The following is a 21,343-nucleotide window of genomic DNA, read 5'->3' on the forward strand; positions in this document are numbered from 1 at the left end:
GCCCAATGCCCTGTTTGGCCAATGCCCAATTCCCAATTCCTAATTCCCAATGCCCAATTACCATTTTATCAATTGTGCATCTTGATTAAAAAACTTCCGGGACAATCCCTCAGTCAAAAGCAGAGTTGCAATTACAGTTGCCAGCGCTAACACAAACATAATCAAAATCTGGTAAGATGCTGCATCGAGAGGACTGACACCGCTCAGCATTTGACCTGTCATCATTCCCGGTAAAGTCACGATTCCTACCACTGTCATTGTATTTAAGAGCGGGATTAATCCAGCTTTGATCGCATCTTTGCGGTACTGTTTTACTGCTTGCTGCGGCGTCGAACCTAAACTTAAATGGGTTTCTATTTCTAACTGACTGCTATTAACTGTACTCACAAGTCTTTCGCCCGCGATCGCCCCGGAGTTCATGGCATTGCCCAAAATCATACCCGCTAAAGGAATCAGGTATTGTGGTTCGTACCAAGGGTCAGGTTGCAAAATTAGCAAGTTTGTATAGGCGAGAGTCAAGGCCGTACTGATAAAAATTGAACCCCAAACTAACGGCAGTAAGTTCTTGATTTTTTTGCTGATGCGGTTGCTGGCAACCATGCTAGCTGTTGTCAGCATGATTGCTAAAACTGCTAAAACCAGCCAAGGATTTTTCCCCTCCGGGTCAAATATGACTGCGAGTACGTACCCGACTAAGATTAGCTGGATCAGGGTGCGCCCTGCGGCGATCGCGATCGCCCCCTCCAGCCCCAATCCCTGCCACGCCGAAAGCCCGATCGCGATCGCCACCATCCCCAAAGCCCAACCCAAATCTGTCAAATCTAGCAGAATTAACACCGGCCCACCCTTTCGATAATGTGATTGTTTGCCTGTCCAAATATAAGATATTGCAATAAAGGTTTCTGAGAAACAGTTTTGCTGCAAGAATTTGCTTTGATAATGCTTGAAATTTATGGTGTGAAGAGTGAATAATGTTCCCCCCCTCGACTTAACCCGCCAATACGCGCAGATTGGCGACGAGATAACCGCTGCAGTGCAAAAAGTGCTTGCCTCTGGCGGCTACGTAGGCGGCCCAGCCGTAAAGAGTTTTGAACGAGAGTTCGCCGACTACATCGGCGTTTCCGAGTGCGTAGGCTGCAACTCCGGCACCGATGCCCTGATTTTGGCCTTGCGAGCTCTCAAAATTGGCCCCGGCGATGAAGTGATTACCACTCCTTTTACCTTTTTTGCTTCCGCTGAGACAATTAGCGCCGTCGGCGCCACTCCAGTATTTGTCGATATTGACAGCGAGACTTTTAATCTGGATGTGGAGCTCCTCGAAGCGGCAATTACCGAAAAAACCAAGGCAATTATGCCAGTCCACATCTTCGGCCAACCGGTAGACATGACTCGGCTGATGGAAATTGCGACTCGGCACAATTTAGCCGTAATTGAAGATTGCGCCCAATCTGTCGGGGCCGAGTGGCAATCTCGAAAAGTCGGCAGCATCGGTCATGTCGGCTGCTTCAGTTTTTATCCAACCAAAAACTTAGGCGCTTGCGGTGACGGTGGCGCGGTGACGACAAATGATCCTGCCCTGGCAGCTTCGATGCGAGTGCTCAAAGAACACGGACAGTCTTCTAGGTATTTCTACGAAGAAATCGGCTACAACAGCCGTTTAGATGCCCTGCAAGCGGTGATTCTCAGCATTAAATTGCGGTATCTCGACAGTTGGAACGCCCAGCGACGTTCTCACGCCACACTTTACAGCGAATTTCTCTCCCGCGTGCCCGGAGTTGCCGTCCCCAAAGAGTTGCCGTTCGCAAAAGGAGTTTGGAATCAATACACGATCCGGCTGACAAGTCCAGAAGACGCGCAAAATCCCTCTGGCGATTTTCGAGATTGGATGCGGGCTCAGTTGCAGGAAGCTGGCATCGGTTCGATGGTTTACTATCCGTTACCTTTGCACCTGCAACCTGTTTACAAATCTTTGGGCTATGCTGCCGGTCAATTGCCAAAGGCTGAGCAAGTTTGTCGCGAAGTCTTGTCTTTGCCGATGTTCCCGGAACTGTCGAGGGATCAACAAGAGCGGACGATTTATGGTCTGAAAGATTGCTTGGCAAAGGCCGATCGCATCCGGTAGCTTTGGCGCGATGGCATCAGCGAGGGAAATGCAGGAGGAGAAAAGAATTGCAGGGTTGCAGTGCTGTGAGAATGTGCAGGGTTGAGGGAGAGCTGTTAAGTATTTTGACCGATCACTTGTACTTTTATGTACTATATTTAATGAAAAGAAACAAATTTAGGCTAGCAATCCGCCTCGCACGGGTGCATTTTCCGCTCGCCTAAAACTTGAAATGCGATCGGTCAATGATGAAGAAGGAAGAAGGAAGAGGGAAGAGGGAAGAACGAAGAAGGAAGAACCAAGAACGAAAACTAAATAATATTTGAACTTTCGACTTCCCATTCCCGATACCTGATAACTAATGCCCGATGCCCGATGGCCGATGCCCAATTCTCAATTTAACCTGTAATTTTCAGAAGATAAGAGGAAAATAAACGAGTGCCTCAGTATCAATTCACTCAGGCTAGACGCTACGATCCACAAGCGATCGCTCAGTATTACCGCAAACGTCCTTGGAAAGCAATTTGGCGCGCAATTACCGTTATTTGGTCTTTTGCGGGCTTTGTACTGGGGATGCTGTGGGACAGTTGGCAGCACGAAGTCGCAGCACACCAGCCGGAACGGGCCACCCACCTACGACAAATACTTACTCGCTTGGGCCCCACTTTCATTAAAGTCGGTCAAGCCCTTTCTACCAGACCGGATTTGATCCGCAAAGACTTTCTCGAAGAATTGATCAAACTTCAGGATCAATTGCCGCCGTTTGACTCGGTGCGCGCTTTCGAGATTATTGAAGCGGAACTCGATCGCAAAATTAGCGAAACCTACAGCGAAATCTCCCCCGAACCTGTCGCCGCGGCAAGTCTTGGTCAAGTCTACCGAGCTCGCCTCCTCACCGGGGAAGCAGTAGCAGTCAAGGTTCAGCGACCGAATTTGCTGCCAGTCTTGAGCCTTGACCTTTACTTAATGCGCTGGGCCGCTGGATGGTTGGGCCCGTTGCTGCCGCTGAATCTCGGTCACGACCTCTGTTTGATCGTGGATGAATTCGGTATCAAATTGTTCGAGGAAATTGATTATATCAATGAAGGCCGCAACGCCGAGAAATTTGCGACAAATTTTGCCGACGACCCGACAGTAAAAGTTCCGAGTATTTACTGGCGCTATACTTCAAATTGCGTTCTCACTCTCGAATGGATTGAGGGCATCAAGCTGACAGATATGGCAAGTGTTAAAGCCGCAGGTTTGGATACCGATAGTTTAATTGAAGTCGGAGTCCGCAGCGGTTTGCGGCAGTTGCTGGAACATGGATTTTTTCATGCTGACCCCCATCCGGGAAATCTGTTTGCCTTAGCGGACGGCCGCATGGCTTACATTGATTTTGGGATGATGGATCAGATGGAAGAAACAACTAAAGAAACTTTGGTTGATTCTGTCGTTCATTTGATCAACAAAGATTACTTACAATTAGCCAAGGATTTTGTCAAACTTGGCTTTTTGACGCCAGATACAGATATTATGCCGATCGTCCCGGCGTTGGAATCTGTACTGGGTGATATCGTCGGGGAAAAGGTGTCAGATTTTAACTTCAAGACGATTACAGACCAGTTTTCGGAGTTGATGTACGATTATCCTTTCCGGGTGCCGGCGAAATTTGCCTTAATTATTCGCTCTCTGGTGACAGAAGAAGGTTTGGCCCTGACGCTGAATCCGAATTTCAAGATAGTCGAGGTAGCGTATCCTTATGTAGCGCGGCGTTTGTTGAATGGAGAATCTCCGGCACTGCGGCGGCGTCTGATTGAGGTATTATTCAAAGATGGCAAATTCCAGTGGAACAGGTTAGAGGACATGATCGCGATCGCCCGATCCGATCGTAGTTTCGACTTGCTCCCCACAGCACAACTAGGCTTGCAATTTTTGCTGTCAGAGGAAGGGTCGTTTTTGAGACGGCAGCTAATGTTAGCTTTGATTGAGGACGATCGAATCCACACCGAAGAAGTTCGCAGCCTGTGGAACTTAGTCAAGGAAGATTTGCAGCCCGGTCGCCTGTTCAACGTTGCTCTAGGCGCTTTGACGGAGTTTTCCACAGCAGGAGCAGCCGCGCTAACTCGATTTTAGTCATTAGTCATTGGTCATTAGTCATTAGTCATTGGTTATTTGTTGGTTGTTAGTTGTTGGTTCTAATAACTAATTCCCCATACCCAATGCCCAATGCCCTGTTTGGCCAATGTCCTGTTTGGCCAATGCCCCATTTCCAATTACCCAAATTAAGGAATTATTCGTGTATTATTTTCCAGAACCTCCCTATTTTTTAATGTCGGCTGGACTGCTAGCAGGGATGGCCTCCGGTGTAGCATTTGAAGCAACTCTCAAACAATCCGTACAACAGTGGTCTAAAAATCGTTCTACTCGCACCCTGGCTAACCTGCCAAGGCTGCAATTGGTCATACCTTTTCTGGGAATGGCTGGCGGTATTTGCGTATTTTTAGCTTCTGGAATGGAGATTTTTGGCTTCCCAAAACTACTTTGTTATGCCCTAGCTTTGCCACTGACGCTACTCACAGGCTGGCTAGTTTGGACTCAGTTAGGTAAGCTTTTGATCGAGTTAGAACGCGGAGGTTCCCAAGCACTGGATTTAGATTCTTTTGAACAATGAAAGTTAACTATCAACCTCTTTTGTGAGAAGCAAGGGGGTTGATAGTGATCGAGGATTATCCTAATTTGATGCTTTTTGAACCGCAGAGAACGCAGAGGAAGAGAAAGAAGAAGATGACAGCTTAGGCAATAATTTGTGTATTTTTTTTTACAATCTAAAATCGAAAATCGAATGAGTATTTTAATTGTTACGGGCGCGGCGGGATTTATTGGATCTAACTTAGTAGAAACTCTTTTAAATCGAGGCGAGACGGTGATTGGTGTTGATGAGTTCAACGATTATTACGATCCGGATCTCAAGCGCAAAAATATTGCACGATTTGAAAAGTATCCGGGTTTTGAATTGGTGGAAGGCGATATTTTGTCTCTAAATTGGCGATCGCTTTTATCCGATGCTAAGGTAATATTTCATCAGGCGGCGCAAGCAGGAGTTCGTGCTAGCTGGGGCGACGGTTTTCGCAGCTATACCGATCGCAATATTAACAGCACTCAAGTATTGTTAGAAGCGGCAAAAGATGCGCCCAGATTGAAAAAGTTTGTCTATGCTTCTTCTTCTTCAATTTACGGCAATGCTGAATCTTTTCCCACGAATGAAAACGCTTGTCCCCAGCCAGTTTCTCCCTACGGAATTACGAAATTAGCTGGTGAACGTTTGTGCGGGCTTTATTACAAAAATTTTGGTCTTCCGACTACTTCGCTGCGCTATTTTACCGTTTACGGGCCCAGACAGCGCCCCGATATGGCTTTTCACAAGTTTTTTAAGTCGATTTTGTTTGACGAGGCGATTTCAATTTTCGGCGACGGATTGCAAACGCGAGATTTTACGTTTATCAGCGATTGCGTGGCGGCGAATTTAGCGGCGGCTGAGGTTGCGGAAGCTGCGGGGGAAGTTTTTAATATTGGTGGGGGAAGTCGGGTAGTTTTAAAAGAAGTTATTGATACAATACAAAGGATTGTCGATCGACCTATTCGGATAGATTTTACCGAAGCTGCGAGGGGAGACGCGCGGCACACTAGCGCGGATGTGTCTAAAGCCCAGAAAATCTTAGGTTATCAGCCGCAGGTTGCTTTAGAAGAAGGTTTAAGGCGCGAATGGGAGTGGATTCAGTCTGTGTACGGTTAGAGTACAGTTAGATGCTATCTATCTATCCCAGAAATTCCGCAACTTAAATTGAAGATTGTTAATTTTTTGAATTACCCAACTTTTGAGGTTTCTCTGTCAGCGAAATGCTGCGATTATACCATTAATTTTTAGAAAAAATCGCAGTTTTTGTGATTAGTAATGGCTTCGATAATTTTATTCAAAACTTTTTTAGAATCAGTCATTGTACTGAGCCAATAACTGCCTGAATGTTGCCGATGATAATAACTTAAATTACTCACCGCATACAAGCTGCCGCCACTTTTCAACCACAAATAATTGAAAGCGGCGACATCGGAAGCTTGCACGCAAATATCTTGATTATCCTCGGCACAATCCAGGTATTTCTGTACATTGACGAAGTAGTTGCCATCATTAATAAAATTGCGAAATAATTTAGGGTTGGGATTATTTAGAATTAATTCTCGTGCTTTTTCAAGATTGATTTCTGTCTCAGAATATAATTTAAAATTAAAGTAGGGATTGGCGGATGTCGGACAGTAAATTAGCTTAGGATTCCATGCAGTTATGTGGTAGAGTCGATCGACATAAGTTTCGCTCAACGCATTGTCAGAGTCAAGAATAATTGCCCACTCATTTTTGCAGTGGGAAATAGCCATAATTTTGCTTTTATACGCACCAAAATTTTTCTCACCTCGGCGGATAGAAATCTTAGGTGACAAGTTTGCTATATTTGCTTGCATCCTAGAAAACTCTTCGGGAGAGGAAGCATCATCGTAAATAATAATATCATCAATACGATCGTCATACAAAGCATTGCACAATGCACCTACAACCAAACTAGAACGGTTAAAATGCGTAATAGCTAGAGATATTTTACTTCTGTTAGCCACAGACGGACGCCGAATTGAAATTAAGCGAACGCCTAGAAGGCTTGTCCGCAAGTCCATCATAATTTTGTAATACTCTTGGTAAACTTTATTTTCGAGTTGTAAACTGCGAATTTTTCTGCCAGCTTTTCGCAAAATATTCATTTCTGTATTTGCCAATCTATACCTAAAGTTGATATTTTTTTGCCTGACAAAGGTTTTGGCATTTCTGTATCCGCGCACTAGCAAACTTGGGGATTTGAGTTTGGGGCATTTTTCCGGCGACTTCAAATAGCGGTAGTGCAGAAATACATCTCGGTAGGGAATTTCAACATCTTCACCAGCACACAATTGATTAATTTTTGCAGCCGAAATACTCATGTAATGCAAATAAGTAAGTCGCCGTCCTTTATCATATAAAACATTATCTATCACATCAAATTGAGAAGACCAATGATTTCCCGTTACCTGTTCGGGTTGAGCATATGCAAAGTTGTAAAAAGAGATTTTGCTGCGGGCGACTAAATAGTTAAGTAAAGATTGGTCAGATGCACTCAAACACATAGTTTCCGCTTCTCCTGATGTTAAGTTATCTAACAGTTGGACTGAATTTTCTCTATTAAATATTTCTTTTTTGGAAGCAAACAAACCTGTACAAAAAGTATGAGAGGGCAGTTGGTCAATATTGAAAATATGTGGCAATTTATCTGAGGATAAGTCAAATACATAGTTGAGGTCTGATTTGTATTGAAAATCGTTGGCTACCCAATCAACTCGATCGAGTTTTTGATAAATATAATCCAGACAACCCATTAACAGAGTGTCCGCGTCAAAATATACAAATTTGTCAAAAGGCCCGTCAAAACAGCATAATTTCCGATGCCTGGTCAAACAGTGAACTGATTTCAAACCTTTAGCTTGCCAAACTTTTTGAGCTTTGGCGTGAGATGTCCAAGCTTGAGTTGCAAAGTCTTCCCAGAAATGAATTGAATCGGTGTTGTCAAAGAGGGTGACATTAGGACGAATTGCAATTTCTCCTCGCACTTTTTTCAGTCTATCATCATAGGGAATGATACAAACGGGAATATCTTTTGCCCCATTGACTTCGAGACTATTTAACAAAGCGACTAAGTGGTCGAAAACCACATCGTTTGCTAGAATATAAATACCATTTGTCATAATTTTTAAGTTTTTTAAATCCTTTACTAAATATTCCGCTAGGGTGTGTTGGGCACTGGGGGATCATCTCTGCTTTATCGAATTTATCGAAGATCAAAACAGCGCCCAATGCACCGAAATTCTCGCCCAAGGTGCGTTGGCTCCTGGCAGATATCTCGGCTTTATCAAATATTATAACAGCGCCCAACACACCATACAATATCGCATATTATAACAGCGCTCAACACACCATGCAAAGAGCGAAATATTTTTTGCACTAAATTTGGTGGTTCCTCATTGAGATAACGATAATGTTTCCACAGTTTCCAATAAGGACTACCGGATTTAATTGGTATTCCAGCCCAGTGAATATATTTTAACCTTTTGCCTTTGTCATAAAGAACATAATCTATTTCTTGAAAATGCTTGGAACCAGCCCAGCTTCCTGGTTCGGTTGCTGAATCTTTAACAAGATTGCAGCGCTTGGGAATCAGCTTAAGAATGATATAATTTAGTATAGGTTGGTCTGTGACATTTTGAGTAAAGTCAAAATATTCTCGATGCTGCGAACATTCTCGCAAAATCTCATACATTTGTGATTCTGTAATAGTTCCTTTTCTGGATGCCCAAAAACCGCTGTTGAATACATCTTGAAGCTGGGAGTCGGTAAAGATATTCTGTTGTTGTACAGCAGGTGAAAATACATTTCGCAGTTTTTCGCTGAGGTGGTGGTAGTCGCAGCAAAAAAAGTCTACTTCTGATAGTTTGTTTAAGTTGGCTGCGATGTCTTCAAAGACGATGATATCGGTATCGATGTACAGAAATTCGTCGAGGGGGCCAAACCAGGTGGCGAGTTTTCGCATTTTGTTGGGGAGGGCTAAAAAGTTGCGATCGAACATTTGGCCAATTTCTCTGGTAAACTGTTCCACAAACTCCAGATTGGGGAACAATCGCACGTCGTGGAGAATGCTGAGTGCGGCTGCGACTTGCTGATAATTGTCGTCGAAGGGAATCAAAAAAATTGGTACTTGACAATTATACAGACGTATGCTGTTTAAAAGGGCGATCGCACTTTCGATCACCTTATCATTCGCAACAATATAAATACCGCGATTCATAAACTTATCCTCAACCTTCTCAATACCCTGGTTAACAAATTCGCCCCAGAAACCTCAGTATAAGACTTTGGCGCTTGGGCAAAAACCGGGCGCTTGGAGGGTTCGCGGAGATAGCGGTAATGCAGGAACAAATCGCGATAGGGAAACTCAATATTTTCGCCCGCACAAACTCTCCGAATTAAATCCGGCGGCACACCAATATAATGAATGTAAGTAAGTCGGTTTCCCTTGTCGTACAAAATCTGATCTTGCTCTTCAAAATGTTTGGAAGTGACACTGCATCCCGTTTTTTCGCCATCCGGGAGACTGTAAGCAAAATTATAGCTATTCATCCCCGTTTTCATCACCATATAATTGAGCAACGGCTGTTCTCCCGCCCCTTCATAGAGAATTTCCGCCTCGCCAGATTGCAGTTGAGCTAACAGCCATTCCCTAGTATTTTGATCAAACAATCCTTGCTTGCTAGCGTAAAATCCCGAACAAAATATTTCCGAGTCTATCCGATTTTGATCAAAAACTTCGAGAAGTTTTGGTGACTGAATATTGTAGACTTTAGTTGGATCGCGAAATTGAAAATCATAAACTACAAAATCCGATTCCTCTAACTTCTGAAAAACCGCATCAAGGGAATTCATCACCAAAGTATCGGCATCCATGTAGATAAACTTGTCAAACGGGCCGTCGAAAGCGCAAAAGCGCCGATGTGCGCCGTAAAGCCGAAATTTTTTGCGGTTCAAACGCTCTGGTGCGGCTGCTTGCATGAAGTTGTCCCATCGCTGAATAGATGCGCTATCTTCATAAATAAAGACGTTGGGACGGTTAACAATTTCAGCTTTGATTTGCTCTATTTGGTCGTCGAAAGGATAAATACAGACGGGAATATTTGAGCCTAAGATAACTTCAATACTGTTGAGTAAGGCAATTAGTTGGTCGTAAACTGTATCGTTGCCAAGCGTGCAAATTCCATTCATATTTAGTGAATAAATTGTGGTAGGGTGCGTCGCGTGTCGCATATTTGTAAGTAGCGAGAATTGTTTGTAGCGACGCACCCTACAAGGGCTGACCGCCTGTGCGTCTACAACTATCAAAGAAACCGGGTTTTTTGCTGTTTCTGTCTGCTGTAACCAAGTATCCTCGCAAAAAACCCGGTTTCTGACCCGTGCGTAAGTCGTATAATTAAAACACGATCGTCCAACCTTCGCGCTGTGCTTGTTGCTCAGTGTACGACACGCCGTCAACTTTCAAACCTTCTTGATTTAGCAGCGTAATCAAGCCACCTTTTTTACTCAGTTGCACGTTTGGTGGCAAGGTAACGACCAGAGAAGCACCAGCAGCAACCGTACCGGAAAGGCTATGCTTGTTTTTTAACTTATCTGCGATCGACCATCCAGTCAAATCGATTGCATCCGGTGAAGCATTCAGCAGTGTTACGGTTTCCTTCCCAGCAGCTTCACCCACAGGACTTACTAACGCCGCCACAATTCTGACAATATAGTCAGGTTCAACTGTAGCTGCTTCGACAGATTTGACAGCAGGTTTGCCGATAATGGGTGAGGGTAGAGTGTCGATGCGGTGTCCCAAATCGTCGTCAGAATGCCAAGTTTGCGATTGAAACTTCAGGAAAATGCCTATCCAGCGGTTCTCTGACGGGAAGTGTAGCAGCATTGCGCCGTCTTGCCAAACGCCGTTATCTTTGGCAAACTTGCCGGCATTCCCCTGATTCATGTGGATGTCGTGAATGCCGTTACCGGGCAAAAAGCCGAAGATTTTGTCTTTGATTCTTTCCGGCCCCCATTTCTCGCCGAAAGCATAGATATGAGCTGATTCATCCGACATTGCCCGCTGCACGTATTTGTCAATTTTCTCGTTTAAGTCATTATCCGCACCAGGTACATCGAAGGGTAGAGGTATCATTTTAGTGCGATCGAACAAATTACCGCGAATAAAATCAAGTGCCAAACCACCGGGCTTTCTCTTCAGTTCCTTGAACCCCAAAGGCAAATCTGCCAAATCTGCCAAAATGGGATAAGAGAAATTTTCATCAACCAAATACTCTAATTCCGACGGTTCTAGCTTCGATTTGACGTTGATAGCAATTCGGTAGTCTGTATCTTCCGAAACTAAGTGAACTTGGTAATGAGCATTAGACGTAATCGCCAAACGCCGTCCCACAGGACGACCTTTTAAAACACCGTAATTCTTTAAAGCCACAAGCTTCTCCTCGGTACTTCAAAATATACAACATAATCTACAGGAGCGATCGTACTGGCCAGTCAAGCCGCCCCTTCATCTTGTCACCCCTCCCCCCAAAAACTTCTCATAGAAATCGGGATTTTTGCTTTTACGAATCATTAAAATTTATTTCCTGAGATACAAACTTAGACAGCCAATTGAGCAAGTTCAATTCGTGGAGAATGATTTGTCTGGCTTCGGCAATTTTATCCCTGGCTTCATGCCAATAATCCGCAGTAGCTACAACCTCTTTAATAAATTCTACTCCTTTCTCATCCAGACTGGGCAGCCGCAGAAAACTCCCTGCCGGCAACAACTTATCGGCCGCCGAACCGCCGTAATAAATCGGCAAACACCAAGCTAACAAAGCATCCCAAAGCTTCTCGCTGACATACCAATCGTTTTCTGCATAATTTTCAATAGCTAAGTTGTAATAGTATGGTGCGACGGCGTGCCATTTATTGTTCATAGTGCCATTCCCGCGCGCCCAAGTTGGCAAGTTTCGCCCGTAAAGGTCAAAATCCAATTCTTGCGATCGCAGGAATTTGATAAAATCTAATCGGCGTCGGTGATTGGCGGTGCGGCTAACACCTGAAGTAATCCAAGAACAGGATTTAGTTTTCGGCGGCGCAGGCATTTCATCTAGTTCTCGAAACGAGTTAGAGTGATACCAAATCGCGGGCATATAATCGGGTTTTGGTGCGAAGTCGTCGGGCCCGGAAACGTAACCGCAATAAAGTTTGGCTTGTTCGTAGTTGGCTTTGGTAATTTCAATAACTTCGGGTAATGGTGGCTCGCGTATCAGGTAAATTATGCGTTCATTGGGGACACCGCGCAATTTTTCTTGAATTTCGTTTTCTGGGTTTTGATGCCTGTAGCGACGTATTTTATCAACCCAGGATTGCTTTTTGGGCGGTTGGGGAAAGTCGAATTGATACATCAGTAAAAAGTCGGGTTTTGGGTGATTTGCGAGCATTTGAATGTTTCCCCATTTGCCGAAGTTTTGGGGGGTTTGTTGCCACAGCCAGTCGCTTTGGTTCATGCCTGAGTAGGTGGTGATTGTGCCGATGATTTTTGGGTTCATATCTAATAATAAATCTGGTTTTTGCGTGTGGGCGGGGCGGGTTTATGAGATTATTAATTTTAGGCGATGATTGTTGGTAAAACTCGCCCCGGAGGATTTGAAAATTATCGGATGAGGATTAATGAATGATTTGCGATCGCACTTGCTGATCCACATAACTTAAAATTCTCTCTATCCTATTTTCCCAGGAAAATTGCTTGACAAAATCCATTGTTTCTGCATAGCCTTCGCTTTTCCTCGGATATTTAGTTAAACAATCTCGAATGCTTTGCGCGAAATGGTGCGGGTTATCGGGTTGGCACCAAGTTGCTGCTATATTTCCCGATTTAAATTCCATTAAAGATGCAATCTCCGTCGCTACAATCGGAGTTCCCGATGCCATGTAATCAAAGAATTTTAAAGGAGATGTGAACGTCGCAGCCTCTGTCAAACAGTGCGGGTGAGTCAAAACATCGGCTGCTTGCAGCAAGCTAGCTAGTTGATTTTGAGGCAGGTAGCCGAGAAATTTAATGTTGTTAACTTGCTTGGATTTGGCTAACTGCTGGTAGGCTGTTACTTGGGATGAATCACCGCCGGCGATCGCAAATTGAACCAGCGGCAATTCCTGAGCCACATCCACCAACATATCCACACCTTTAAACGGGTAAAGTCCGCCCGCATAAACTGCTAAATGCTGTCTCTCATCTTCTAATAATTGCTGTCGCCAATTCTGGGCAGCTTCTGTTTGTCTGGCGATAAACAAATGGTTAAAACCGTTGTGCAACGTAATTACTTTTTCCGGCGGCATCCCATTCAAAATCATGCTGTCTCGGACTGTATCGGCAACAGTTACGGAAATCTGAAACAGAGGATTGCGGACAATTTCTGATTCAAATTGCTTGTTTTCATGGTGGTGCTGTTCGTAGATAGCGGGAATACCGTTTTTAACTGCTGCTTTGACAAAGTTCCAGTCGCGGGTGTGGACAATTTTAGTGGATTTAAGCAGGTGAATCGGTAAGTAGTATTTTGAGACTATTGTACTGGAACTCGTCCACTTGCTGTCCAAAAGGTCGATCGGCCACGGCATCGGTAAATCTGCTACTTTTAATTTATCTTGAATATTGTAAATATTGGCAAGTTTGTCATCTGGTTTCCTGGGTTGAAAAGGAAAAAGCAAATCAACCGGATTCAAAGCACTCCAGCCTTTGCGGAGATATACCAAAACTGCTGGTAAACCGAGATTTGCTGCGGCATTTGCAGAGTGTGCAACTTGAACTAAGCTCGCTACATTGGGTTGCGGTAAGATATTTCTGGTAAAAAATACATAATATTTAGACATCGTAATTGGTAGTTGGTAATTGGTAATTGTTAACTCTGTAGACAGTGGACAACTGACAACTGACAACTGGCTACTGCCAACTGACTACTTTTTAACAGCCTGACGCTTAATAGTATTTTCTATAAATTCTAAAGTAGTGAAAATATTAGCAGCAGAGTGAAATGATTCTCTGATTAACTCGTCTCTTTCTTCGGGAGAGTCTACCATTTCATCTACTAGCATTTTGAGGTAAGCTATCATGGGAGTCAGGCGAGTGCGAATTTCGTAAGAACCTCGAATGAGAGCTTCATCGCGAGCGGTTTCTTCGGCAAATTGCACTGAATACAAGCGAGTGTAGTAACCTCCTTTTGCTAGCAATTCTTCGTGGGAACCCATTTCTACTACTTGTCCGCGATCGATCACGGCGATTTTGTTGGCTTTTTGGACTGTGGAGAGGCGGTGGGCGATTACCAACGTTGTGCGATCGCAACTCAATTTCTCAATCGCCGCTTGCACGTACCTTTCCGAAACCGTATCCAGCGAACTCGTTGCCTCATCTAAAATTAAGATTTCCGGGTTTTGCAGTAGGGCTCTAGCAATTGAAATTCTCTGACGCTGCCCTCCCGATAATATCACCCCCCGATCGCCAATTTGAGTATCCAACCCCTCCGGCAACAGTTGGATAAACTCATAAGCATTCGCCCCCTTCGCCGCTTCCACAATTTCTTCCTCAGTCGCTTGGGGTCTAGCATAAGCAATATTTTCGCGCACTGAAGCATTAAACAAAAACGTATCTTGGCTAACAATACCCATCGCTTGTCTCAGACTTTTCAAGTCAAATTCGCGCAAATCCCTGCCATCGATCGAGATATTACCTTCAGTAGGATCGTAAAATCTCGGCAGTAAGTCTGCCAAAGTTGACTTACCAGAACCCGAAGTTCCTACCAAAGCCAAAGTAGTGCCATGAGGTAGAAATAAATCAATTCCTTGCAAAACTAAATTTTTGTGGTTAGGATAACTAAAAGATATTTTATTAAAATGAATTCCCGATCGCAAATGAGTGTAAGGCACAGAACCGTTCAGCATAAATGGCTTGTCCTCGCAGCTCAAAAAATCATTAACCACCTCTACACTAGCCGACGTATTAGCAAATTGACTGCGGCCGCTATTCAACTGTGAAATCAAAGGGATTAATCGAAACAGTACCAATAAATAGGTTAATAAAATTGTAGCAATAGACTCTATCTCATTCGCAAATATTGTGCGACCTATAAATACAATCAAAATTATAACTATCAAATTAACAACTTCGTTAATTGGGGCGATCGCGGCATAATTTACCTGAGCCTGAAAATCCGCTTGTTCTCGCCTTTGAATTAAATGCTTGATCCGCTGATACTCTCTTTCCTCGTTCCCCGTTGACTTGACCAGCCGAATCCCACTAATCGTTTCCAGTACCCTAACCGAATAATCTTTCGACATTTCAGAAAGCAGGTGGCCAAAATGCTTGGAACGGTTAATAATATATTGATTTGTCCAAGCAACTAACGACAGCAAAACTGTAGCTGTCACCGTCAGTTTCCACGAGATAGAAAGTAGCAAACCCACAAAAACCAAAACCGTGATTGAGGTAGTAAACATTCCGATGGCCGTACCAACTGCACTAGCAGTCCGACCAATCTCTCCGCCCAATCTATTAATTAAATCCCCGACTTTAGTTTTAGAGTAAAAATCTAAATCTACTTCTAACAACAAACGCAAACCTGCTTCTCGCAAATCAAAAGTCAGAGATCGCGTCAGAGAAGTAGCTACTAAAGTATTGATATAACTCGCAACATTTTTTAAAAAAATTGCCAGCACAATCGCCCCGGTCATCAACATTAAACGCTGATTTCCGGGCATTCCCTCAAAGGGATACATCAAAGTTTTAATTAGAGGTGGAGCACCACGCAGCTCGATAGTTTCCTCTAAAAAACTTAAAAGCACTGGTACAATCAGAGTAGTGCTGATACCGTTGAATAAAGCGCCAGAAAAGCCCAGCATCACAGTTAAGAAAATCCTGCCGGGATATCGTCTGGCAAATTTTAGGAGTAGCTTATTGGCAGACATGAAGCATTCCCAGCTAAACAGTACGGCATCTCAAAATATTCTTTAATAACAGCCAGCTTTTCTTCCTCCATTGAGTAGTTTTAAAATAACATTTACATACCTGCGATTATCTCTGAAAGTATCGGTTTCATTGCTTGAATACTATATTTTTTCACACATCTTTCCCGAGCTTTCATTCCTTGTAAATTAGCCGCTGTCAAATTTTGAAATATCCATTGAATTTTTTGTGAAATTTGAGCGGGAGAACTCGGATCGACTAAATAACCCGTTCCCCCTAAAATTGCTGGAATATCCCCCACTCGCGTAGACAAAACAGGCTTAGCCATTGCCATACCATCTGTCAGCTTGAGCGGAAACTGAGCCACGGCTGCGAGAGTTTCTCGCTGAGGAACAACGACAACATGAGCCGCCGCTACAACGGACGGCATCGTCTCCACTGGAAACCTTGGCAGTTTAATAATCCAACGCCCCCATTGTTTCACAAGTTTATCATCATAATCATCATAAGGACTGCCGCCGACGATCGCTAATTTTAAATCGGGATCATTTAACAGTTCGAGGGCCATCAAAACATCCTCCACGCCTTTATGAGGTCGCGGTGCCCCCGGAAACATCAGAACTCTATACCCGGACAAGCCGTAACGCTGTCTGCTCAATTCAGGATTGTATTTAGCAGGGTCGAACATTGCAGTATCCTTACCATTAGGCAAATATACACCACCAAAACGCTCTTTTAAAAACTCAGTATCAATGGTGACTGCATCAGCACGGTGAATTAGACTTTCCATCCACTTGAGATAGAGCGGATTATCTGGTTCTCTCAATTGACCGTTGTGTTTAAAAATATCTCGATAAAGTTGTTTAAAAGAGGGACGGTATTTCCATTCATCTCCGCCGTACCAGCTCAGTTCCCAGTCGTCTATATCTAAAATTATAAAGTGGCGATTCGCCAGTTTTTTTAGCAGTGATAACCCAAAGCTTGTAGGTTTAGGTTTGACTGCATAAATAATATCCCCATCTATTTTTTTCCAAAGTTTTTGAGCATCCATCAAAAACCCCGGATAATTTTTACCCGGTATCGCACATACCGGGATGTCTCTGGGAGGAGTAGCGTACAATTCCTTGCCAAACTGAAATCCAACAACTTCTACATCACATTTAAGCTCTATCAAGACTTGAGCTAATAAAAAAGCACGAATTGCACCTCCTCCTGACAAATCGCTCACTACTAATGAAACTTTCACTGAGTATTTTGTTTAAAACATTTTTTTAATTTTCCTGCTTAACCGAGCTTTTGTCAAGGCGATGCGGACTCACGCACTCCCGACCAAAGCAACCGGGTTTTTAACCAGGGCAAAGGGCAGCAACGCGTCTTTTGGTAAAAACAAACCAGTGATGCACCCAAGACTGTTATTCCAGCCAGCAATAATTCTTCTAGGTAAATTTTCGGGTATGTTGAGGCTAATTTTTTTTTATTTTGGGCTGAATTTTGTTGTTTTTGATGCAGTTTGCCAACAAACTTTAATTATTTTAAACGCCAGGGATTGTTAAGTTGATTTGGTAAAAATATTGTAGCCGTGCGATCGACTATTCTAGTAAAGAGCGATCGCGTCACGTTCTTGGCGTACTGAGGGCGGTAAGGATAAGTGCAGTGCATTACTTTAATCGGTTTGTCGATCGTATAAACATCTTTCCACTTATCCAAGTAGTTGTAAACGGGGGACAAAGTTGTCATTTTCGGTTTCACCGATTCAACAGCAGCCGCAAAAGCGCCCTGGTCTTTCAAGAGTAGCACATTTTGATGCGCCACTACCATCTCGAAATATTTCTTAAAGTTGATAAACAATTCCTGAGTTTTACTGCTTTTCGTAAAAGCGATAAATCCGCCATTGTATTGAATGCTATTTGCATTTAGCGGCAACCCAACAGACTGCAAAGTTGACAGAATATCCTGCTTAACTCTTAATAAATTTGCCGCTTTAGCAATCGCAGGCTGCACATCTTCCGTCACCAACAAATCTACCCCATCAAGAAAATCAAAAACCTCATCTATTGGCGACAGCAAACAAATATCGCAGTCCATATAAATAGTTTTCTCAAACAAAGATTCCCCGTACAAAGCCAGCTTAGCTTGTCGCGATGCTAAAACAGGATTTTCATTAGAGGGTGCAGGTTTCAATATGACATTTCCGAACACCTGAAGTAAAGGATATAAAATTAGAGGAACTCTATCTATTAAAATAATAATTGGTTCCCGGTGAAACTTCCTGACAGACGCCAGAAAATGAACGCAATCCTGGAAAGAGTAAAGACCAGTTAATATAGTAATAAATCCCTTGACTGCTAATTTATTTGAATTCATTAATTTACTTATTGATTTACTTATTTACCGAGCGTGTGTCCACTCCCAAAAGCTCTCACTCCAGTCATCTCGTTCGTGAAAAATTCCTTGCCATTCATAAAAATGTACAAAATCTTTCAGGTTAATTGTTTTATTGACATCGCGGATCATATAAAGAGGTTGATCTCCATAAAAAGAAGCCCACATAGTATAACTGCTAGGCGGCCCGACAACATAGTCGCACTCAGCGAAAGCATACATATCTTCAATTAAATGACCGCTGCCAAATCCACAGTTAAAATTATCAAATAAACTAGGATTTTGTGGAATATTAGAACAAATCAAAAACTTGATTTTTTTGCCCTCAAATAGCCTTACCACAGAATTCATGACTTCTAAATATTGCTGAGTAGTGTAAAAGTATCTCCCCTTTTGATGCTGAGCATAATCCCCTTGACGGATGTGAATTCCGACTAGCATATCAGAGTTATCTTTTAAATTCAATATCAAACGATCTACATTGATTCTATATCGCTCTAATGGTGCAAAGTAGGCTCTAATCTGGTCGGCGTACTTGTGTAAATAGGGGAGATCTTCTACAAACCAGCCATCTCGAAATAGCCAGCCTTGAAAACAAACAATTGAACCGTTCTTGATTTGTGCGATATCCTGATATGTAAGCCAACTAAAAGGTTTTTTTCGGGTTATTTCTTGCGTTTTTAATAATTTTTGCTTGCTTAAATATTTAATAAAATTATAATATTTGCTTCTGACCAACTTGTTACCTCCTACGGTAAAATATGGAGGAGGATAAGAACACAAAAAATCCCCTGCGGTTCCCACAAAGAATTCTGCATATTCCTCAAAAGCCGGATTGAGAACAGTCAAATTATGCTCGCTCGCCCAAGCAATGAAATTAGCAAAAAGCAGCAGTCGGTTGCCGAGTTGTCCCGATTTAGCAGATATTATTAGCATATTGTATTTTTGGGGCGGGCGGGACGCCCAACCCCTACTCTCCACAAGAATTCAATCAAATTTTGCTGTAATGGTAAGGTGCGCTATAAGCACGCTACATACTAAGAGTGGTGACACTTTTGATGCCACTGCCAAGCATGGGAGATAATATCCTTGATGTCTGGATATTCTGGAGACCAGCCCAAGGTGTCGATCGCCTTTTTGCTGCTGCCAACCAAAGCAGGCGGGTCGCCCGGACGCCGAGCGCACTCAACAGCCTTAATCTCTTTTCCAGTCACTTGGCGAGCCGTTTCTATCACCTCTTTCACCGAAAAGCCGCCGCCATTGCCCAAATTAAAGAAATCAGATTTGCCACCATTGAGCAAATATTCTAATCCCAAAATGTGAGCCGATGCCAAATCGTTAACGTGAATGTAATCCCGAATGCAAGTACCGTCATGAGTATCGTAATCCGTGCCAAAAATCGCGATTGAATCTCGTTTACCCAAAGCTGCGAACAACACCAGTGGGATCAGGTGAGTTTCTGGATTGTGATCCTCTCCTAACAACCAGTTAGGGTCAGCCCCAGCCGCGTTAAAATAGCGGAAACAAACAGACTTGAAATCGTACGCAGCGTCAAAATCCGACAAAATCCGTTCTACCATTAACTTAGTAGCACCGTAGGGATTGATTGGGTTTTGCGGGTTGTCTTCTGTGAGCGGAATTTTCTCAGGTACACCGTAAGTCGCGCAAAGGGATTGTTAAGTTGATTTGGTAAAAATATTGTAGCCGTGCGATCGACTATTCTAGTAAAGAGCGATCGCGTCACGTTCTTCGCGTACTGAGGGCGGTAAGGATAAGTGCAGTGCATTACTTTAATCGGTTTGTCGATCGTATAAACATCTTTCCACTTATCCAAGTAGTTGTAAACGGGGGACAAAGTTGTCATTTTCGGTTTCACTGATTCAACAGCAGCCGCAAAAACGCCCTGAATCTTTCAAGAGTAGCACATTTTGATGCGCCACTACCATCTCGAAATATTTCTTAAAGTTGATAAACAATTCCTGAGTGTTACTGCTTTTCGTAAAAGCGATAAATCCGCCATTGTATTGAATCCTATTTTCATTTAGCGGCAACCCGACAGACTGCAAAGTTGACAGAATATCCTGCTTAACTCTTAATAAATTTGCCGCTTTAGCAATCGCAGGCGGCCCGTCTTCTGTTATCAGCAAATCTACTTCATCAAGATAGTCAAAAACTTCATATATTGGCGATAGCAAACAAATATCGCAGTCCAGATAAATAGTTTTCTCAAAAGGAGATTGTTGATACAAAGCCAGCTTAGCTTGTGGCGATGCTAAAACAGGATTTTCGTGTTTCGGTGCGGCCTGCAATCTCACATTTCCCAACACCAAAAGTAAGGGATATAAAAATCGAGGGACTCTATCTATTAAAATAATAATTGGTTCGCGGTGAAACTTCCTGACTGAAGCTAGAAAATGTATGCAGTATTGAAATGATTACAATCCAATTAAAATGGTGATAAATCCTCTATCCATATCTTTTCTCTAACGATAGTAAAAATCGAAATTTAATAAGGCAATTAACTGTGTTTTTAATAACCGATAGAGATATTGCCAATGCTCAAACTGCAATTTATCCCAAACCTTATCCCAAAAGGTTCTTACTTGATTTTTTTGCCAGTCCCAATGAGCCAAAGAATGCTCCCTAATTTGAGCGAGTTCCTGCCACCCGTCATTACGAATATTCCACCCAACTTTAGCAGTTGCTAACCCAATGGGATTACCGTCTTTTGTTTTGACTTTTTGCACTTCAAAAAATCTTCCAATCTTTCCCCATTCTTGAATAAACTGAATTTCTTTCCCATTGTCTCTCGCAATTACGAACAAATTTTCTGGAACAAAACTTACATTTTTCAATGGAATTTCTAGCTTTTTTGCTAATTTGTGAATTGCCTCTTTTCTTCCCGGCAAGGATTGATTTGGTGGATGTTCTAGAATGGGAATAAACCCTTTACAAGTAATTCCTGGCATCCATTCTCTCTCCGGCACTTTTCCTATGATTCTTGTATCTGCATCCACAAAAATTGTCACTCGGCATAATTCTAAGGCTTTTTTTAGTGCAAATCGTTTATCATTATAACAATAATCTACACCTTCGCGACTTTTTTTAAAGGCGAAAACATTCGTCAAATCCTGAAAGTCATTTGGGTTGTCAGTACAAACAACTAGCATCGTCCCTAGAGAATGAGTTTCTAAGTCTGCTGCTAGTTGTTTGGCTAATTCGCGATACTTTTTCCCAAAAG

At 43.0% G+C, this 21,343-nt stretch carries 18 protein-coding genes and 1 pseudogene; 4 read left to right on the forward strand and 15 right to left on the reverse strand.

What is annotated here, in order from left to right:
• Window positions 1–57: 57 nt before the first annotated feature.
• On the reverse strand, window positions 58–837 hold the full coding sequence (locus QUA90_RS10070; RefSeq protein WP_333326303.1) for an ABC transporter permease: 780 nt from the start codon (window positions 835–837) through the stop codon (window positions 58–60).
• Between the two features lie 127 nt (window positions 838–964).
• Here QUA90_RS10070 and QUA90_RS10075 point away from each other — a divergent pair, with 127 nt between their 5' ends.
• From QUA90_RS10075 to QUA90_RS10090, 4 genes are all read left to right on the forward strand, one after another.
• Window positions 965–2,122 carry a DegT/DnrJ/EryC1/StrS family aminotransferase gene (locus tag QUA90_RS10075; RefSeq protein ID WP_333389809.1) on the forward strand — a complete coding sequence of 386 codons (1,158 nt, stop codon included), beginning with the start codon at window positions 965–967 and terminating at the stop codon, window positions 2,120–2,122.
• A gap of 417 nt (window positions 2,123–2,539) precedes the next feature.
• Window positions 2,540–4,216, forward strand: a complete 1,677-nt coding sequence (locus tag QUA90_RS10080) for an AarF/ABC1/UbiB kinase family protein (protein WP_333326299.1) — start codon at window positions 2,540–2,542, stop codon at window positions 4,214–4,216.
• A gap of 163 nt (window positions 4,217–4,379) precedes the next feature.
• Entirely contained in the window at window positions 4,380–4,754 is a 375-nt protein-coding gene (locus QUA90_RS10085; protein ID WP_333084848.1) for a hypothetical protein, read from the forward strand.
• Between the two features lie 171 nt (window positions 4,755–4,925).
• Window positions 4,926–5,876 (forward strand): NAD-dependent epimerase/dehydratase family protein, encoded by a 951-nt coding sequence (locus QUA90_RS10090; protein ID WP_333389811.1) that lies wholly within the window; start codon window positions 4,926–4,928, stop codon window positions 5,874–5,876.
• Window positions 5,877–6,004: 128 nt separating this feature from the next.
• Here QUA90_RS10090 and QUA90_RS10095 read toward each other — a convergent pair whose 3' ends face one another.
• The 14 genes and pseudogenes from QUA90_RS10095 to QUA90_RS10160 all read right to left on the reverse strand — a co-directional run bounded on the left by QUA90_RS10095 (window position 6,005) and on the right by QUA90_RS10160 (window position 21,230).
• Entirely contained in the window at window positions 6,005–7,903 is a 1,899-nt protein-coding gene (locus tag QUA90_RS10095) for an Npun_R2821/Npun_R2822 family protein (RefSeq protein ID WP_333389813.1), read from the reverse strand.
• 164 nt (window positions 7,904–8,067) lie between these two features.
• Window positions 8,068–9,000 (reverse strand): Npun_R2821/Npun_R2822 family protein, encoded by a 933-nt coding sequence (locus QUA90_RS10100; protein WP_333445273.1) that lies wholly within the window; start codon window positions 8,998–9,000, stop codon window positions 8,068–8,070.
• Entirely contained in the window at window positions 8,997–9,971 is a 975-nt protein-coding gene (locus tag QUA90_RS10105; RefSeq protein ID WP_333389817.1) for an Npun_R2821/Npun_R2822 family protein, read from the reverse strand. The genes QUA90_RS10100 and QUA90_RS10105 overlap by 4 nt, the downstream gene beginning before the upstream one ends.
• Window positions 9,972–10,176: 205 nt before the next feature.
• Complete coding sequence (locus QUA90_RS10110) at window positions 10,177–11,211, reverse strand: DUF2278 family protein (RefSeq protein WP_333445275.1); 1,035 nt, start codon at window positions 11,209–11,211, stop codon at window positions 10,177–10,179.
• 130 nt (window positions 11,212–11,341) lie between these two features.
• Complete coding sequence (locus QUA90_RS10115; protein ID WP_333445277.1) at window positions 11,342–12,316, reverse strand: glycosyltransferase family 10 domain-containing protein; 975 nt, start codon at window positions 12,314–12,316, stop codon at window positions 11,342–11,344.
• A gap of 118 nt (window positions 12,317–12,434) precedes the next feature.
• Window positions 12,435–13,634, reverse strand: coding sequence for a glycosyltransferase family 4 protein (locus tag QUA90_RS10120; protein WP_333445279.1), 1,200 nt, complete (start codon window positions 13,632–13,634; stop codon window positions 12,435–12,437).
• Between the two features lie 84 nt (window positions 13,635–13,718).
• A complete protein-coding gene (locus tag QUA90_RS10125) occupies window positions 13,719–15,722 on the reverse strand; it encodes an ABC transporter ATP-binding protein (RefSeq protein WP_333326284.1) in 2,004 nt (667 codons plus the stop codon).
• A 92-nt stretch (window positions 15,723–15,814) separates the two neighbouring features.
• Window positions 15,815–16,966 (reverse strand): glycosyltransferase family 4 protein, encoded by a 1,152-nt coding sequence (locus QUA90_RS10130; RefSeq protein WP_333326282.1) that lies wholly within the window; start codon window positions 16,964–16,966, stop codon window positions 15,815–15,817.
• Window positions 16,967–17,247: 281 nt separating this feature from the next.
• Entirely contained in the window at window positions 17,248–18,084 is an 837-nt protein-coding gene (locus QUA90_RS10135; RefSeq protein ID WP_333445281.1) for a hypothetical protein, read from the reverse strand.
• 24 nt (window positions 18,085–18,108) lie between these two features.
• Window positions 18,109–18,951, reverse strand: coding sequence for an alpha-1,2-fucosyltransferase (locus QUA90_RS10140; protein ID WP_333445283.1), 843 nt, complete (start codon window positions 18,949–18,951; stop codon window positions 18,109–18,111).
• 188 nt (window positions 18,952–19,139) lie between these two features.
• Window positions 19,140–19,775, reverse strand: a pseudogene (galE, locus tag QUA90_RS10145) (UDP-glucose 4-epimerase GalE); the annotation flags it as partial.
• A complete protein-coding gene (locus tag QUA90_RS10150; protein ID WP_333391116.1) occupies window positions 19,682–19,966 on the reverse strand; it encodes a hypothetical protein in 285 nt (94 codons plus the stop codon). The pseudogene galE and the gene QUA90_RS10150, both read right to left, overlap by 94 nt.
• 16 nt (window positions 19,967–19,982) lie before the next feature.
• Window positions 19,983–20,411 (reverse strand): hypothetical protein, encoded by a 429-nt coding sequence (locus QUA90_RS10155; protein WP_333445285.1) that lies wholly within the window; start codon window positions 20,409–20,411, stop codon window positions 19,983–19,985.
• Between the two features lie 174 nt (window positions 20,412–20,585).
• The gene (locus QUA90_RS10160) at window positions 20,586–21,230 is read right to left on the reverse strand and encodes a hypothetical protein (RefSeq protein WP_333445287.1); all 645 of its coding nucleotides are present in this window, start codon (window positions 21,228–21,230) and stop codon (window positions 20,586–20,588) included.
• Between the last annotated feature and the right edge of the window lie 113 nt (window positions 21,231–21,343).

The sequence above is a fragment of the Microcoleus sp. D3_18_C4 genome (genome assembly GCF_036702355.1).
GTDB lineage: Bacteria > Cyanobacteriota > Cyanobacteriia > Cyanobacteriales > Microcoleaceae > Microcoleus.